General features: G+C 42.1%; 12 protein-coding genes. 6 read left to right on the forward strand and 6 right to left on the reverse strand.

The window, feature by feature from the left end; genetic code table 11:
• Positions 1-96: 96 nt before the first annotated feature.
• From NSB03_RS05730 to NSB03_RS05755, 6 genes are all read right to left on the reverse strand, one after another.
• Positions 97-1,524, reverse strand: coding sequence for a BACON domain-containing protein (locus tag NSB03_RS05730; RefSeq protein ID WP_024987434.1), 1,428 nt, complete (start codon positions 1,522-1,524; stop codon positions 97-99).
• Between the two features lie 28 nt (positions 1,525-1,552).
• Entirely contained in the window at positions 1,553-2,485 is a 933-nt protein-coding gene (locus NSB03_RS05735) for a phosphodiester glycosidase family protein (protein WP_257466276.1), read from the reverse strand.
• A gap of 37 nt (positions 2,486-2,522) precedes the next feature.
• Complete coding sequence (locus NSB03_RS05740) at positions 2,523-3,791, reverse strand: RagB/SusD family nutrient uptake outer membrane protein (RefSeq protein ID WP_242358046.1); 1,269 nt, start codon at positions 3,789-3,791, stop codon at positions 2,523-2,525.
• A 15-nt stretch (positions 3,792-3,806) separates the two neighbouring features.
• Positions 3,807-7,019 (reverse strand): TonB-dependent receptor, encoded by a 3,213-nt coding sequence (locus NSB03_RS05745; RefSeq protein WP_024987432.1) that lies wholly within the window; start codon positions 7,017-7,019, stop codon positions 3,807-3,809.
• Positions 7,020-7,353: 334 nt separating this feature from the next.
• Positions 7,354-8,298: a FecR family protein gene (locus NSB03_RS05750; protein WP_024987431.1), complete on the reverse strand. Its 945-nt coding sequence runs from the start codon at positions 8,296-8,298 to the stop codon at positions 7,354-7,356.
• A 182-nt stretch (positions 8,299-8,480) separates the two neighbouring features.
• Complete coding sequence (locus NSB03_RS05755; RefSeq protein ID WP_024987430.1) at positions 8,481-9,041, reverse strand: RNA polymerase sigma-70 factor; 561 nt, start codon at positions 9,039-9,041, stop codon at positions 8,481-8,483.
• Between the two features lie 154 nt (positions 9,042-9,195).
• Here NSB03_RS05755 and NSB03_RS05760 point away from each other — a divergent pair, with 154 nt between their 5' ends.
• From NSB03_RS05760 to NSB03_RS05785, 6 genes are all read left to right on the forward strand, one after another.
• Positions 9,196-9,507 carry a hypothetical protein gene (locus tag NSB03_RS05760; RefSeq protein ID WP_024987429.1) on the forward strand — a complete coding sequence of 104 codons (312 nt, stop codon included), beginning with the start codon at positions 9,196-9,198 and terminating at the stop codon, positions 9,505-9,507.
• A gap of 216 nt (positions 9,508-9,723) precedes the next feature.
• On the forward strand, positions 9,724-10,398 hold the full coding sequence (locus NSB03_RS05765) for a hypothetical protein (RefSeq protein ID WP_024987428.1): 675 nt from the start codon (positions 9,724-9,726) through the stop codon (positions 10,396-10,398).
• Between the two features lie 2 nt (positions 10,399-10,400).
• Positions 10,401-11,087, forward strand: a complete 687-nt coding sequence (locus tag NSB03_RS05770; RefSeq protein WP_024987427.1) for a hypothetical protein — start codon at positions 10,401-10,403, stop codon at positions 11,085-11,087.
• A gap of 89 nt (positions 11,088-11,176) precedes the next feature.
• Entirely contained in the window at positions 11,177-11,866 is a 690-nt protein-coding gene (locus NSB03_RS05775) for a hypothetical protein (RefSeq protein WP_024987426.1), read from the forward strand.
• Positions 11,867-11,870: 4 nt separating this feature from the next.
• On the forward strand, positions 11,871-13,877 hold the full coding sequence (locus tag NSB03_RS05780) for a discoidin/SUN/FTP domain-containing protein (protein WP_024987425.1): 2,007 nt from the start codon (positions 11,871-11,873) through the stop codon (positions 13,875-13,877).
• On the forward strand, positions 13,849-15,501 hold the full coding sequence (locus tag NSB03_RS05785; protein WP_024987424.1) for an O-antigen ligase family protein: 1,653 nt from the start codon (positions 13,849-13,851) through the stop codon (positions 15,499-15,501). Before NSB03_RS05780 ends, NSB03_RS05785 begins: the two co-directional genes overlap by 29 nt.
• The last annotated feature ends 57 nt before the right edge of the window (positions 15,502-15,558 follow it).

Genomic DNA, 15,558 nt, shown 5'->3' on the forward strand with positions numbered 1-15,558 from the left:
CATAAGTGCATATTTGAATTTTATGAGGCAAAGGTATCAAAACCTTATGATATAAACCAATTATGAACATCTACTTAATAAATTAATCAAGTTATTTTATTCAGTAAGACTATTTCCTTGCATTATCCAAGCAGCTTTCCGGGTTGCATATTGCGACCATGCCTTGATATCCGCAGGTATCTGTCCACTCAACTGATTATCATTCACTCTGAATATACCAGTCGAACCACTCTTCTCAATTACCGTTCCATATCCGTAAGGGATACTTCCACTGAATCCGTTGGTATAAATCATAAACTCTTTCAGGCTCTTCCAAGTGGTCGGTTTATTGTTTCCGTCTAACGGGATAACCGGAAGCGGTCCGCTCAAATTATTGCAATATGCCTTTATTGTCACCATACCGGGGATATTTATCAACATATCCAGATTGCCGGTAAACGTGTTGTTAAATCCGACCGGAGTGGAAGTAGGATGATTTGAGATGTTAAAGCTAGTCAATAATTCACATTCTCCCAAAGATTCCGGCAAGTTTCCGCTTGCAGCAGATTCTATTATCCATAAAGTGGTCAACTGGGACAGTTGTCCTATTTCCTCTGGAATACCTGCTAACTTCTGATGTTTGAACTTTATGCTTCTCAGTTCCGACAAGTTGCATAAGGGGATAATATCTCCTTCGATATTATTCGGGGACTGAATATCAATCTCAACCACCCTCTTATTCTCAAACTTCAATCCGAACCAGTTTGTCGGGTTAGTTTCCAGTGGAGCGTCAAAGTTCCATTTCTTCGTCCAGTTATCCCCGTTCGCACTTTCGTAGAACATTCTCAGGTAATCGATGTCTCCCAAGGGTTTCTTATCCTGCGTTATCGTCAGTACGTCGGTAATCCCATTCGAACCTTTCAGGTACAATGAGGCGGTACGTCCCTCGTCTATATCCGTATAAGGGTCAATCGCCAATTTCAGTTCCGATTCATTGATGACGCCCGGAGTAATTGCTGCCCCGTCGGTAACGTGTATCCAGTCGCATCCTTCAGATAGTTCGTATGTATAAGTAACCATTGTCGAAAAAGGTATCACCTCTTCCGCACTGCCTTCCGCACCTACTTTCACCGCACGTTTTTTTAGAGCGATGCCCACTCCTTCCTGTACCACTTTCAGCTTTGTTTCGGCACCTTCGATAATCCAGCCTGCAATTTCCGCTTCGCGGGGAGCTACATTCGCATTTTTGGATACCGATATTCTGAAACTTCCCGTCCCCATCCCGTTCGATGAAAGCAAGTCAATCCAAGTGGCGGAAGTCTTCACACGCCAAGGCAGATTGGATTCGATATCCACCGTATATTCCTTTTCTTCCAACGGAAGATTCAGCGTTCCGTCCGCAAACTTCAAATCCGGTTCGGGCATTGTACGTCCCGTATCATCCGTAAAGTCTTGACAGCTTGCCATACCCATCAGCAAGGACAGACAACAGATGATTCCCCATAGACCTTGCCGGCAACTATACATTCTATTATTTCGTATCATAATGATTCAACTATTAAGATTCAAACAATTAATTATCTGTCACGACCAACAGCCCGTTGGCAACCGCTCTTTCGACACCGCCATTATCATAAGGCCAATTGCGGATAGCAAAACGGTCCTCTTCAAATCCCGCCTTCGAGCGGATAATGAACGTAGACGAACCACCGCCATCCAGATTGATAGCATCCTTCGCTCCCAACGCTTTCATGACAGCTCCCATTTCAGCATACCTCATGCCATTGGAATACCAAAAGTTACGTCCGTCGGCAACCAAAATATAAACGACATTATTGTCTGTCACGCCGATAGCCGTCCGGGGTTCCAGTGCTGTCGATGTCTGAGGAAGCACATTCCCGTTCGTCATCAAACGCACGCGGCCGCCTACCGCTTCCTGAATCTCATCCTTATAGGTATCATATTCGTCATACGAGCCAATCACCGCCTTCTTACCCTTCGTGACGGCAAAGAAAGTACATACATTATCGGTCATCGTATTCTTCAGACATACTCCGTTCCGGTAGTAAATGCCTTGCGGTGTTCCGTCCGTAGCAAAGAAATCACCATTCACGGCAGCTAGAACACGGCTTCCCTGTTTGTCGTGTGCCAATGCCTGCAACGTCATTTGTTGTTTGGTTTTCAGCTTGCCTTCGTCTTTGGGAGACGAAGCCTTCATCGTCAGGTGCGTGTCTTTCAAATCAACTTCCAGGACAAACATCTTTACCGCCATACCTGTGGCAGAAAGGATTTCCATCTCCAAAGCCTTTACACCCGGAGCCAACGCGTAAGTAGTGTCCGAGAAATATTGTCCGACGTATCCGTCACTTCCGGCAATTATCTTCTGTCCCAACTCCGTTTTCGCACCCTTGGTGGAATAGACGGTCAGGTCCTCATCATTATTGCATCCCGTCCATAGCAGACACCCTAAAAGAAGCAGAGCGGAATCATATATCAGTTTTTTCATCATTTTGTCTCTTTAATAAGTATAAATACAATCATTATCAATATCCGGGATTCGGTTCAAGGTTCGGATTCGAAATCATTTCCTTGCCCGGTATAGGCAATACCAACTGATAATCTTTCAGTCCAAGCATTGTCTTTGCCTTATTCGTACGTATGAGGTCATAATATCTGAAACCTTCGGCAAGCAGTTCCTTCCGGCGTTCGTCCAGAATATATTCTATAAATTCGTCTTCATCCTTCGGATTTACGGCGTCCAGCCCGCGTTCTTTCCGCAATTCGTTCAGCCGTCCCAGACCTTTGAAGAGTCCTTGCGCTTCCGCACTTATCAGGTACATTTCAGCCAAACGACTCATCACTACCGGGTCGGTACCGGTTTGTCCGCTCGGATATTTATTGATACAAGGTTCGGCACCTACATTGATAATGGAAACTTCTTTCCGTTTATCCTTGTCGTCATACATATTCATCACGTCGTTAGTGGGACGATAGACATAGCTGCCATGATTGGGATGAGCATATGTATAGAATAAGGCGGAAATGGTGATATTCGATTCTTCAGCCAGACATTGGAAAGAAAAAATAACTTCCGTGTTGGTCTTTCCCCGGAATATCTTGTCGAAGCTATCCAGTTTGTATTTTCCATCCTTTATCAAACCTTCCGCCAGTGCAGCCGCTTCCGTCTTTTTGCCACGTTCGAGCATCACACGGGCTTTCAGTGCAAGGGCGGCATCGCGGGATACATAGTAACAACTGGAAGAAGTCCCCAGAAAAGCAAGGGCTGTCTCGAGTTCTTCCTCAATAAATGTCCAGACAGTTTCTTCCGAATCACGGAATGGCTTTTCCATTGTATTCACTCTTTGGATAGGCACACCACCCCAACGGGTCACCAGAGCGTGGTAAATATATGCCCTGAAATAATGTGCTTCTCCGATAATCAGATTCCGCAGGTCGGATTCGGGGAGATCTTCTACGATGGAGATTACATTATTCACTTGATATAAAGCATTGTAATAGCCGTTCCAACTAGTAGCGACTATTGAATTCAAAGAAGAAAGCACCGAGTTTATCAAGTCTCTTGCATTTCCCGTACTTTGGGTCAAGTCACCGCCTAATATATCGAAGGTGATGTATGATTCGCGTGCCGGAGAGTTCTGCACTTTATTGTACATCCCCATTCGCAGGGCGGACAGGTCTTTGGGAGTCACGCTTCCCGGCGATACGGCAGAATGCGATTCAATATCCAGCATACCGCTGCACGAAGTCCACAACAGGCATCCGAGAAATATATAAATAATCTTTTTCATCATTGTGAGCGTTTATGATTAGAAACTAAGGTTTATTCCGAAATTGACCGAACGTGAAGGCGGCACTCCGTACAAGTCGACTCCAAAGAACTGCGGATCCATATTCTTACTCACTTCCGGATCCCAACCGGAGTATTTGGAGAACAGCAGCAGGTTGTCTCCCTGAACGTACATACGAAGCCCTTTCAGGCGAATCTTCTGTAACATTACTTGCGGGAATGTATAACTGAATGTCAGAGAACGCAGCCGGATAAAAGAACCGTCTTCCAGAAAACGGGTGGAGTTCTTGCTATTGTGTCCGCACAATGTATTGACCGCACGCGGATATTTATCCGAACTTCCCGGAGCTGTCCAGCGATTCTTCGCGACATCTTCCGTGATAGCCATCCGGTAACCCGGACGGGTAGCTGTCACCGCCCATTCGGCATATACATCGTTGCCATACATATAGGTGAAGAATACATCCAACTGGAATCCTTTATACTTGAAAGTATTGTTCCATCCGCCGAAGAAATCGGGATTGGAAGAACCTGTCAGCACACGGTCGTTATCATTGATAATGCCATTGTTATCCACGTCATGGTATTTCACGTCACCGGCACGGACGCCCAAGTCATACAAGGGTTGCGGCACTTCGCCGTCATATTGATAGAGCCCGTCCATTTGGAACAGGTAGAAAGCCCCCAGTTCCTTACCCACTTTCAAAGCGCGGTTGGCGCCTATCGGAAGTAAATCATCTCCCAGCAGTTTAGTAAGCTTATTCTTGTTGTGGGATATATTGAAAGAAGAAGTCCAGTTCACCTTGCCGATATTCATATGCCCGTTTATTGAGAACTCGACACCATAATTCCGCATGGAACCGATATTACTGGTGATACTGGTAAATCCACTTGTACCGTGCAGGGGCATTGAATAAAGAAGGTTGTTCGTATTCTTCAGATATATATCCGCAATCATGTTCAGCTTTCCGTTCCAGAAGCCGAGGTCGAAACCGAAGTCATACTGGTCGGCGGTTTCCCACGTCAGTTTGTTGTTTCCCATACTGGTGACCGCCATACCGCTATTATTGCCGTAGTTGATGCCACCGGACATCAACGGTTGCCAGGCATAGTTGCCGATTCCATCCTGATTTCCGGTCTTTCCATAACTCAGGCGGAACTTCAAGTCTGTCTGAGGGAATTTCCAGAAAGATTCTTTTGAAACATTCCATCCTAGAGAAACGGAAGGGAAGTATCCGTAACGGTCGGAAGGAGCAAAACGGGAAGAACCGTCCGAACGCATGGTCACATTCAAGATGTAACGGTCTAAATAAGACAGATTGATACGTCCGAAGTAAGACTCCATGGCAAACTCGGAGATACCGCCCGAAGCGTTATAGATTTCGGAAGCCGTGCCTACCGTATCAAATACGGGAGAAGGGAAACCGCGTCCGTCAATGGAAGAAGTACGGGTGGACATCTTCTGGAAAGAATGTCCCAGCATCAAGCCTGTTTCAAAATCTCCGAACTTATCATTATAATTAAAGACATTCTCTATCAATATATTCTTCACCAAACGATTATATTCCACGATTCGTCCCCCTCCTGCTCCATAAGGATGGTTTTCATTATAATACACATAGTCATATGTATATCCGATGTCAGTGCTGACAGAGTTTTTCAAACTGAACTTCTTGTATTTCAAGTCGGCATTGAACGTTCCTAAATAACGATAGGTATCAATATAGGAAACCTCTTCGTTCAGAATCTGAAGCGGGTTGTGACGTGCCAGTTCGTCGGTTCCTCCCAAGTAATAGTCACCGTTCGGCTTGTATGGACGGTCGAAAGGACGTTGCTCTACGGCACGGGCTACGATGGTAGAACCGATATTAGCTCCCGGCACACGGTTGTTTTTCAGATAATTACCGCTGACATTAGCACCGACTTCCAGCCAGGAAGTCATTTCGTGGCTAATCTTGGCTTTCAGATTGATTTTGGTTATATCATTGGTCTTGATTATACCTTCCTGATAATTGTAGTTGGCTCCTACATAGAATTTCGTCTTCTTGCTTCCACCGGAAAAAGACAAATCCACATTGTAGGAATGTCCTACTTGAGTTATCAGATCCAGCCAATCCGTATCGGGTAATCCCTGGAAGGGGTTGGAAATGGGAACCACATAGCCCGCAGAACCTACGGTATAGCCATTCTGACGATTATAACGTTCGACTCCATCGTTGTAGGTTTCTACGTATAAGTCGGAATCCGCATATTTGATGCGTCCTTTATTGGCGAATTTGGAAATTCCCGTACTGACATTCAAACGAATATCCGAACGTCCCTCTTTACCGGATTTTGTGGTAATCACTACGACCCCATTGGTGGCACGCGAACCGTAGATAGCTGCCGAAGCCGCATCTTTCAGTACTTCGATAGATTCAATATCCGTCAGGTTCAATACCGCCATCGAGCTTAAATCTTCTCCCATATTAAATAAGGAAGCGTTACTGTTGAGGATGGGTATCCCGTCTACCACATAAAGCGGTTCATTGCTGGCGCTCAAAGAGGCGGCACCACGAATGCTCATTCGTTCGGAACTTCCCAGGTTACCTGAGCCGGTTGATACCGTGACGCCCGCTACACGTCCCTGCAATAATTCACTCGATGTCAACACCGGACGCATATTCGATTCTGTCGGTTTGAAAGAGCTGATAGCATTCGTAACCAACGCTTTGCGCTGTGTTCCGTATCCCACTACGACCACTTCATTCAATGCTTTCGAATCTTCGTCCAAAGTCACATTGATGGTCTGCTGCGCTTTCACCGGATATTCCATGCTCTTATATCCCAGAAATGAAAAGACCAAGGTGGCATTATCGGGAACTTCGAGGCTGTACTTGCCATTTATATCGGTGATTGTACCGATAGTAGTGCCTTTGACCGACACATTACACCCAACGATAACCTCGCCCGAATATTCCTTGACTTGTCCGGTCACTCTTCTTCTGTTCTGCACAGGATTTTGCACTTCTGCTTGTTTTTTCGTAAGGATGATGTGCTTCCCTTCCATCGTGTAGGAGAATTCCGTACCGTGCAACGCATCCAGCAGCAGACTTGCCACTGTCCCGTCTTGAGTAGAAATGGAAACTTTACGTTTCAGACTAACTTCACGTTCATTGTAAATAAACAAATAGTCTGTTTGCTTTTCAATCTGCCTGATGATTTCGGCCAATGTTGCGGTTCCTTTATTCATCGTAACTTTTTGATTCTGAGAATAGCTGTTCAAAGCATACGTCTCAAAGATAATGAATAACAGGAAAAAGACAGTTAACCTCATAATTCTTAAAATTTGAGTACAGTGTGTTTTTCTATGGACAATACATCCACACCAAAGATTATTTTTCATATCTTTGCCTAGAGTTATTAAGTTAATACATAAAGATTTGTAACAGATATCGAGTCTTTTTTATTGACTTCTCACATATCGGTAAGTGTTGCAGCATTTACCGATATTTCTGTTTTGATGGGGCTGGTTCTCTTGCTCTCATTCCGGGTGTTTCTTTTTTAGATTAAATACTAGGGTTAATTCAATAGATAATTATCTGGTTTTTCTCATCGTCCTGCGTATAGTTGAATTTGACGTACTTCTGCAATACCTTCATCACGTGCTCGATTCCTTCTTTCTGACGGAATTTACCGGTACACGGGCGGGAAGCGATTTCCTCGTTCTTATTAATAATCTTCACTTCATAATATTGCTCCAGTTTCTTGAAGACAGTTTCCAACGGCTCATCCTTGAAGGAATAGATACCCATTCTCCACAAGAAATCATTGTCCGATGAAAAAGTCTCCTTATAAAGTTTTCCGTCTTTAGCTTCCACCTTTTCATGAGGTTTCAAGGTCACTTCATGTTGTGTATCCGGTTGGTAGACGGTTACCTTCCCTTCTATCAGAGATGTTTCGAACATATCGGAATTCGGATAGGCGGATACGTTGAAAGTGGTTCCCAATACCCGGATGTCATATTTCTCCGTTTCAACAATGAAAGGGTGTTTCTCGTCATGAGCCACTTCAAAGTACCCTTCTCCTTCCAAAGTCACTTTTCTGTTTTTAGAGTGGAAGCCGTTGGCGGGGTATTTCAATGTGGAGTTGGAGTTGAGCCAAACAGTTGTCCCGTCGGCTAATATCAGACTGGCACGCTGTCCTGCCGGAACGGTTACCGTCTGCACATCGGTAGAATGTTCCAACCGATAGTCCTGATATTCCTTATGGATAATAAAAGCGAGCATGGCAACCACCGCGGCTATCTTCATCGATGCCCAAAGATACCGCATTACAGGTCTCTTCTTTTCCGTATTCTTCGAATCCCGGCTGTCAACGTTTCCATTCCAAAGAGTTGCGTTATAAATGCGATGCAACTGCATCAGTTGTTCACGATGTTCTTCGCTCTCCCTCATCCAACGTATCACTTCCTTTTTTTCTTCGGGAAGTACGTCGCCGGCAATATATTTATTAAGTAGTCTTACATCCATATAGCGTTCTATTATCCAAAGCATTTATCCGCCTTGTACATAATAGACACGCCAGAAAAGAAGTTCACTAGTTGAAAAGATGAAAAAAGTGAGTTTTTCTTCCATCAGCAGGTTATTAATGGTCAGGACAGTACTTCTTCATTCCTTATCTATTAATAGACTAGGGATAAAGCAGTACTTTATTAAAAGAAGAAGAGATAAAGATAATCTTTCAGACTGACACGTAAGGCTTTCAGAGCCTTACTGATATGATAATCGACACCTTTGACGCTGATATTCAATGAGTCGGCTATCTCTTTTATGGATTTGTTCTCATAACGGCTCATTCTGAAAACATTCCGGGTTTGCAATGGCAGGATATCCAACGTCCGGTTAACAATCCGGTCTATCTCTTCCGAGAAAATATCCGTCGGATTGCAGGCGTCCAAAGAAGAGATGCGGAATTCAAGTTCATAAAGCTCATCATTCAAGATATTCTCACGAGCTTCCATCCGCAGGTGTTCGTTCCGCAGATGATTCAACGACTGGTTCTTTACTACGGTCATCAGGAAAGCACGGACATTATCCACTTCTTCCGTCTTCATCGTAGTCCATAAAGAAATCATTGCCTCGGAAGCTATATCTTTCGACAGCATTTCATCATGGAGATAGGATTTGGCGAACAGGAAGCAACGTTGATAATACTCTGAATAGATATTATCAAATGTCATATTGGAGTCTGTGACGTTACCCGGCTTTCTCATTTATCAGATTCTTATTGGTGGAGCAAAGATAAAATAGTTTCCCGAAATACACTAACTAATACGTGTTTTTCACACCTTCAACGTATATAATAGCTAAACAGAGTTCTGTGTGTCAAAACAAACTTTTAAATGAAACATTGTATTAAAAACAAAAATGAGAAAACTTTTTTTATTTGCACAAGTATTTCGACCTTTGTCTTGCCTTTGTTTTTATTCGTGCGAAAACACGGATAATACAGAAGGAGTAGAACAAGAGGAATTGCCTCCCGAGACTATTGAGGCTATGAATTATTTAAAAACAAAGGAACTGTCGCTACCGGACATGCACCAGACATCATCGCATCCTACCGTCAGTACACGTTCAGCGATGGCAGTTCCAAAAACGTTGACCGAAAAGAAAGGTATGGAGACAAGTATGATAAAAGACGGCATTTATTCCATTTCATACGTAATCCGCAAATGGTAATAACGCAAAGCGAATACTGATGCTGATTCTCTTTCAAACACCGTAAAAGATGAAAATGCAGCAGGAACAAGCCGTATTTATATTGCTCTTTTTTCCGAATCTAACAACATACAACCTTTAAGTACCTACTCAGATATAGAAGAAGATGATTTCACTTGCTCTTTCTGTGGACTTCCCGCAGATTTGTGCACGTGTATCATTATTACTCCAGGTGGTATGAGATGCCCCCTGTGTGGTGGTCCTTGGGGTTCATGCAGTTGCTTATCGGACATTTATGGACCAGGCAACGGAAATGAAAATAGCGGAGATGATGATTACAATGGTCCTTCCGGCGGAGGAAACGGAACGGGTGGTGGAAACTCCGGCAACAACAATGCTTCTGAAGGAAACGGATCCGGCGACGGAGATATCGTAATCACCAGCCCTAATCAAAAACCGGTAAAGGATATTACGCAAGCTGCTTCGGATGCTGTAGATAAGGTTTTGAAGGATCATAATAATGACCGAAAAACCGCCCACTGCAATGAAGGAGTCAGAAATGCATTTTATAATCTATTCCAATCCAAAGAATTGTATAATATGCGTGCCAACGATATGGTGAAATATTGGAAAAATCATCCGGAAAAGTGGGAGGTAATACGTATGGAGGAAGCACAAGAACTGGCTAATCAAGGTTTCTTTGTGGTCGCCGGGTGGATAAATACCAAAGGTAGTGGTCATGTATGTCTAGTTGTTCCGGGAAAAGGTTCACGAGGTAAATGGAATGGTTCTTTTACAACTCTTCCCAACACTATGGATACAGGAGCTAATATGAGACATAAAATCCATTCTATTACCGGAAGTTTCGGAAAAAACAAGCATAGTGAAGTAATCTTTTTTAAATATAAATAGACATGAATAAATTATTAATTTTAGCAGTTTTATCTATGTGTACATTATTCTGCAATGCACAAAATGCAATCTATGAGGATATATTTGACGTCATGGCAGATGGAAGTATTTATAAGATCTATTCAATGATAGATAATTTTGATTCCCAAACTGACCTTAGAAATCAAAAACGAAAAACAGGTTATTCCTATGATTTTAAAGTTGGTTCCGCTTCATATACACTCAAAACTTGTATTTTTCAAGAATGGGATGATAATGAAAATGAAGGTTTTAATGTACTATCATTATATAAAAATGGAAGAATTGAATTAGAACTAATGCAACCTGATATATGGACATATGTATACAATGGAGGCTCCGCTATTGACTTCCGCGATTACACCGACAACCAGTTCTTTATTCCAATAAAGCTATCGCCCAACTCTTTAGCTATGGTATTCCTCGGATGGCCATACGGAGGAGATATGCCGTATATGACAATTGTTGTAGCAACAGAAAAAGAAGCCAATATCGTTTTCAACAAAAGAATGGGGTTGGATTCCATCAAGACATATCCTCTATACACCATGAAGGTGCAAACCGTATTGGAAGAATATGATTCTTGCGGGAAACTATGTACTCCGCCCGTTTTCACTGAAATCAAAGCATCCGGATACGGAACGCTTCAATTGAAAAAACAGCAACAATAGCACTATGAGAATCAGGAAAGTGGGCTATTATATACTATTCAGTTGGTTTGTAGCAAGCAGTCTGTAATCCCTTTTCTCAAGAAATAAATATGAATAAATTATTAGTTTTAGCAGTTTTATCCATGTGTACATTATTCTGCAATGCACAAAATGGGACCTATGAGGACATTTTTGACGTATCCTCAGATGGAAGTATCAATAAGGTGTCTTTCATGATTGACGATTTTGACCTTAGTCAAACAGTTAAAGATGTAGAATATAAAACTACATTTTCCCATAATTTTACTGTAGGTACAGCTTCATATACGCTTAAGACAGGTATTTTAAAAGATTGGGGAGATGGCATATTTTCCAGAGGATTCAATGTTATATCCTTATATAAGGACGGAAGAACAGAATTAATATTAAAACAGCCCGAGATATGGACATATGTATATGACGGAGGCTCCGCTATCGACTTCCGCGATTACACTGACAACCAGTTCTTTATTCCAATAAAGCTATCACCCAAATCGTTAGCTATGGTATTCCTCGGATGGCCATACGGTGGAGATATGCCATATATGACAATCGTTGTAGCAACAGAAAAAGAAGCCAATATCGTTTTCAACAAAAGAATGGGGTTGGATTCCATTAAGACATATCCCCTATATACAATGAAGGTGCAAACCGTATTGGAAGAGTATGATTCTTGCGGGAAACTATGTACTCCGCCCGTTTTCACTGAAATCAAAGCATCCGGATACGGAACGCTTCAATTGAAAAAACAGCAACAATAACACTATGAGAATCAGGAAAGTGGGGTATTATATCCTATTCAGTTGGTTTGTAGCAGGCAGTCTATGTTTGGGGCTATATTCATGCAAGAATAAAGACACACAGACAGCTTTGGATATAGCAATGGAAAAAGCTGGTGATAATCGGCAGGAACTAGAAAAAGTACTTCGTCATTATCAGCAAAGTCCCGCAGATAGTCTGAAATATAAAGCCGCTTGTTTCCTGATTGAGAACATGCCATACTATAGTTATCCGGTTGGCGAACAACTGGATAACTACAAAACTTACTTCAACTGGCTACGACATTACAGAAAGAAGACACCACAACAACTGTCTGATTCCATCCGGCAGTTGTTCGGTCCCATCGGAGAATTGGAAAAGAAACAAGATATTCATGAAATAGACTCCGCCTACCTATGTCACAACATCGAATGGGCATTCAAAGTCTGGCAAGAACAACCATGGGGAAAGCATATCTCTTTCGCTACGTTTTGCGAATACCTCTTGCCTTACCGGATAGAAGACGAACCGCTGAAATACTGGCGTGAAGAATATTACAACAAGTTTGATTCATTACTAATTCCTTTAAAGAATAGCAATTCTCCGGATAAAGAAAATCCCGTCGCAGTAGCTAACTACCTGATACAAAAGCTTCCGCACAAGTATCATCGCTACACGGGTATCTTCCCCTACTCTTTCGGACATGTCGGACCGGAACACGTACAATATCTTACCGGCTCATGCAGAGAAGTCACCGACTTCGCCGTTTATCTTTTCCGCGCACTGGGCATCCCGTGCGCAATCGATTTTATACCGGTACGCGGCAATGTGAATGCCAGTCATCTATGGGTAGTTTGTTGGGACAAGTATGGAAAAGAATACATGACGGACTTTCCAAGGGAACTATGGCCTACAGAAAAGAACTGGTGGTATGAACATGATGACAGTCCGAAAGTATATCGCACTACTTTCAGCCTCAACCGCACACTGGCAGAAGAGACAGGCTATGACGGTGAAGAAATCTACCCGTTTTGGTCATTGCCAAAGTTTACAGACATTACCCATGTTTACGGTAGACATTATCTGGAACAAGTAAGAATCCCTGTTTCCAGACTTTACAACACTCCCACAAAAGGAAGAATAGCGTATCTATGCCTCAGCTACCGAAAAAGATGGATTCCGGTAGATCGTACTGTTTACAAGCGAGGACAACTAATTTTCAACAAACTACGCAAAGGAAGTGTAATGCGGATCGCTACCTATGAAAATAAAGAATTGGTATACTTAACCGATCCATTCTACATTGACAAAAACACAAACGAATTGCATTTCTATACCTGCGGAAAACAGATGAAAGAAATTACTTTATACAGCAAATACCAGCTCACGAATGATGAATTGTTTCTGAACCGAATGTTGGGAGGCGTATTCGAAGGAAGCAACCGGGCAGACTTCAAAACTAAAGACACCTTATTTGTCATTCGCGAAAAACCCTACAGGCTGAATACTTCCGTAAAAATCCATTCGGACAAAAGTTATCGGTATGTACGATACATAGGAGGCAAAAATTCCAATTGCAACATAGCGGAAGTAGTATTCTATGCTGTCGGTGACGACATCCCCTTGAAAGGGAAAGTGATAGGAACTCCCGGATGTTTCCAGCAAGACGGAAGCCATGAGTACACCAATGTTTTTGATGGGAAAAGTTGGACTTCCTTTGATTACAAAGAATCCGAAGGAGGATGGGCAGGACTGGATTTAGGAATACCTACCCAAATTGATAAAATAGTATATACACCTCGTAACCGCGATAACTACATCCGTCCGGGAGATACATACGAACTTTTCTACTGTAATAAAGACTGGATATCAGCAGGTGAAATGCAGGCAACATCCGATTCCCTGCATTACCAACAATTACCACAAAATGCCCTTTTATTATTATGTAATTACACCCGTGGAACTCAAGAACGCATATTTGTATATGAAAACGGCAACCAAATATGGAAATAATGTATTCTTATTCTCCATATTTCTGATAGAACCAATAACAAGCATCTGGTATCCGGATGCTACATTCCGCATACCTTATCTATATTGTTTGTGCGGGCTGCTACTTATTGCTTTCCATTTGTTACACTGGCAAACGAAGATATACTTTTCATGGATTGACATATTGATATTCATTCCACTCGTCAGTAATGGGAACGACATCTTCAAATACCACATGGAAGGGCAAATAGGAACATTTCTTATATTCTATCTACTGTCAAAAACAGCAACGACAGAGAATCGCATCGCTAATCTACTAACCATATCCGGTTGTTTTCAGGTTTTTCTGATGCTGGCGCAATTCTTTGACTGCCTACCTTCCAACCATAGCATCTTTCCCATAACCGGCAGTTTCAAGAATCCGGGACCATTAGGAGGCTACCTGGCTATCAGCCTGATTGCCTCTATCGCCAACTATACGCACATGAAAAAAGGATGGCGAGAACTAAGCGTCTTAATTCTTCTCGCAGGCATCATATACTCCGACTCAAGGGCAACCTGGATAGCCACAATTTTTGCTTTGTCCTATATGGGTATGCAATACTGGAAAATACATCCCGCCAAACAATGGAGCATTGCACTACTTCTACTATTATTGACCGGTATATTTTCTCTTACTTTATACAAAACACAATCTGCAAAAGGACGTATAGAAATTTGGAAAGTCTGCCGCACAATGATTGGTGAACATCCTCTCACGGGATTTGGCTTCGGCGGGTTTCAACGTGAATACATGAATTATCAAACACATTACATCCAACAATCTCCTTCATCGGACAATCATAGACTATTGAATAACAACCGATATGCATTCAATGAGTTTCTCCATATTACCGTCGAACAAGGAATAATCGGATTATTTTCCTTTTTAAGCATCCTTATTTTACTGTATATCAAATACACCAAACAACACTCGGTATCATTTCCTTGTTTAATTACTTATATTCTGTTCTCCTGTTTTTCATACCCTAATGACATCTTCCTGTTATTTCTATTCTTTGCACTGCTATTAGGCAAACTATCCGCTGACACATTCCTCGTAATTCAAATAGAAAAATACCCTTTCACTATAATTGCTTTCACTATAATCATATCACTCACCGGAATAATAGGTAATAAATGGGTAAATAGAGAGTTAATCGAGAAATCCTTTTCCCGATTTTTCTACAGAGACGACTATAAGAGCCTAAGTTACATTCAACACCGTTATTCTTCCATCCAATATTCTTCCTCTTTTATCTTCCGATATGCACGCGTTCTTTTCTTGAAAAGAGAATATCAGTCGGCTATTCCTATTATAAAACAGGCTATCGGACTTTATCCTACAACCGACAAATACTGTGACTTGGCAACTTGTTATTTAGAAACTGGTAAATACAAAGAAGCAGAAAACGCCTTTTCAGATGCCATTGCAATGCTTCCGCATCATATCATCCCCCGCTATCAGCTATATCTATTATACAAAAAAACAGGAGAAAAAGACAAAGCCGATCACATAGCAAACAGCATCATACGGATAAAACCCAAAAACGACAATGAACATATCCGGGAGATTAAGAATCAACTCTTTAAGGAAGCGTTTTGAAATATTTTCGTCATATCCACTCCCACTTCCGGTTTTTTTCGTACTTTTACCCCTTGT

Source organism: Bacteroides acidifaciens, from assembly GCF_024623065.1.
GTDB classification, from domain to species: Bacteria; Bacteroidota; Bacteroidia; order Bacteroidales; family Bacteroidaceae; genus Bacteroides; species Bacteroides acidifaciens.

Bases quoted from the DNA above. Each gene is read 5' to 3' on its own strand.
- NSB03_RS05730 (WP_024987434.1), bottom strand. From the start codon at position 1,524: ATGATACGAAATAATAGAATGTATAGTTGCCGGCAAGGTCTATGGGGA.
- NSB03_RS05735 (WP_257466276.1), bottom strand. From the start codon at position 2,485: ATGAAAAAACTGATATATGATTCCGCTCTGCTTCTTTTAGGGTGTCTG.
- NSB03_RS05740 (WP_242358046.1), bottom strand. From the start codon at position 3,791: ATGATGAAAAAGATTATTTATATATTTCTCGGATGCCTGTTGTGGACT.
- NSB03_RS05745 (WP_024987432.1), bottom strand. From the start codon at position 7,019: ATGAATAAAGGAACCGCAACATTGGCCGAAATCATCAGGCAGATTGAA.
- NSB03_RS05750 (WP_024987431.1), bottom strand. From the start codon at position 8,298: ATGGATGTAAGACTACTTAATAAATATATTGCCGGCGACGTACTTCCC.
- NSB03_RS05755 (WP_024987430.1), bottom strand. From the start codon at position 9,041: ATGAGAAAGCCGGGTAACGTCACAGACTCCAATATGACATTTGATAAT.
- NSB03_RS05760 (WP_024987429.1), top strand. From the start codon at position 9,196: ATGAGAAAACTTTTTTTATTTGCACAAGTATTTCGACCTTTGTCTTGC.
- NSB03_RS05765 (WP_024987428.1), top strand. From the start codon at position 9,724: ATGAGATGCCCCCTGTGTGGTGGTCCTTGGGGTTCATGCAGTTGCTTA.
- NSB03_RS05770 (WP_024987427.1), top strand. From the start codon at position 10,401: ATGAATAAATTATTAATTTTAGCAGTTTTATCTATGTGTACATTATTC.
- NSB03_RS05775 (WP_024987426.1), top strand. From the start codon at position 11,177: ATGAATAAATTATTAGTTTTAGCAGTTTTATCCATGTGTACATTATTC.
- NSB03_RS05780 (WP_024987425.1), top strand. From the start codon at position 11,871: ATGAGAATCAGGAAAGTGGGGTATTATATCCTATTCAGTTGGTTTGTA.
- NSB03_RS05785 (WP_024987424.1), top strand. From the start codon at position 13,849: ATGAAAACGGCAACCAAATATGGAAATAATGTATTCTTATTCTCCATA.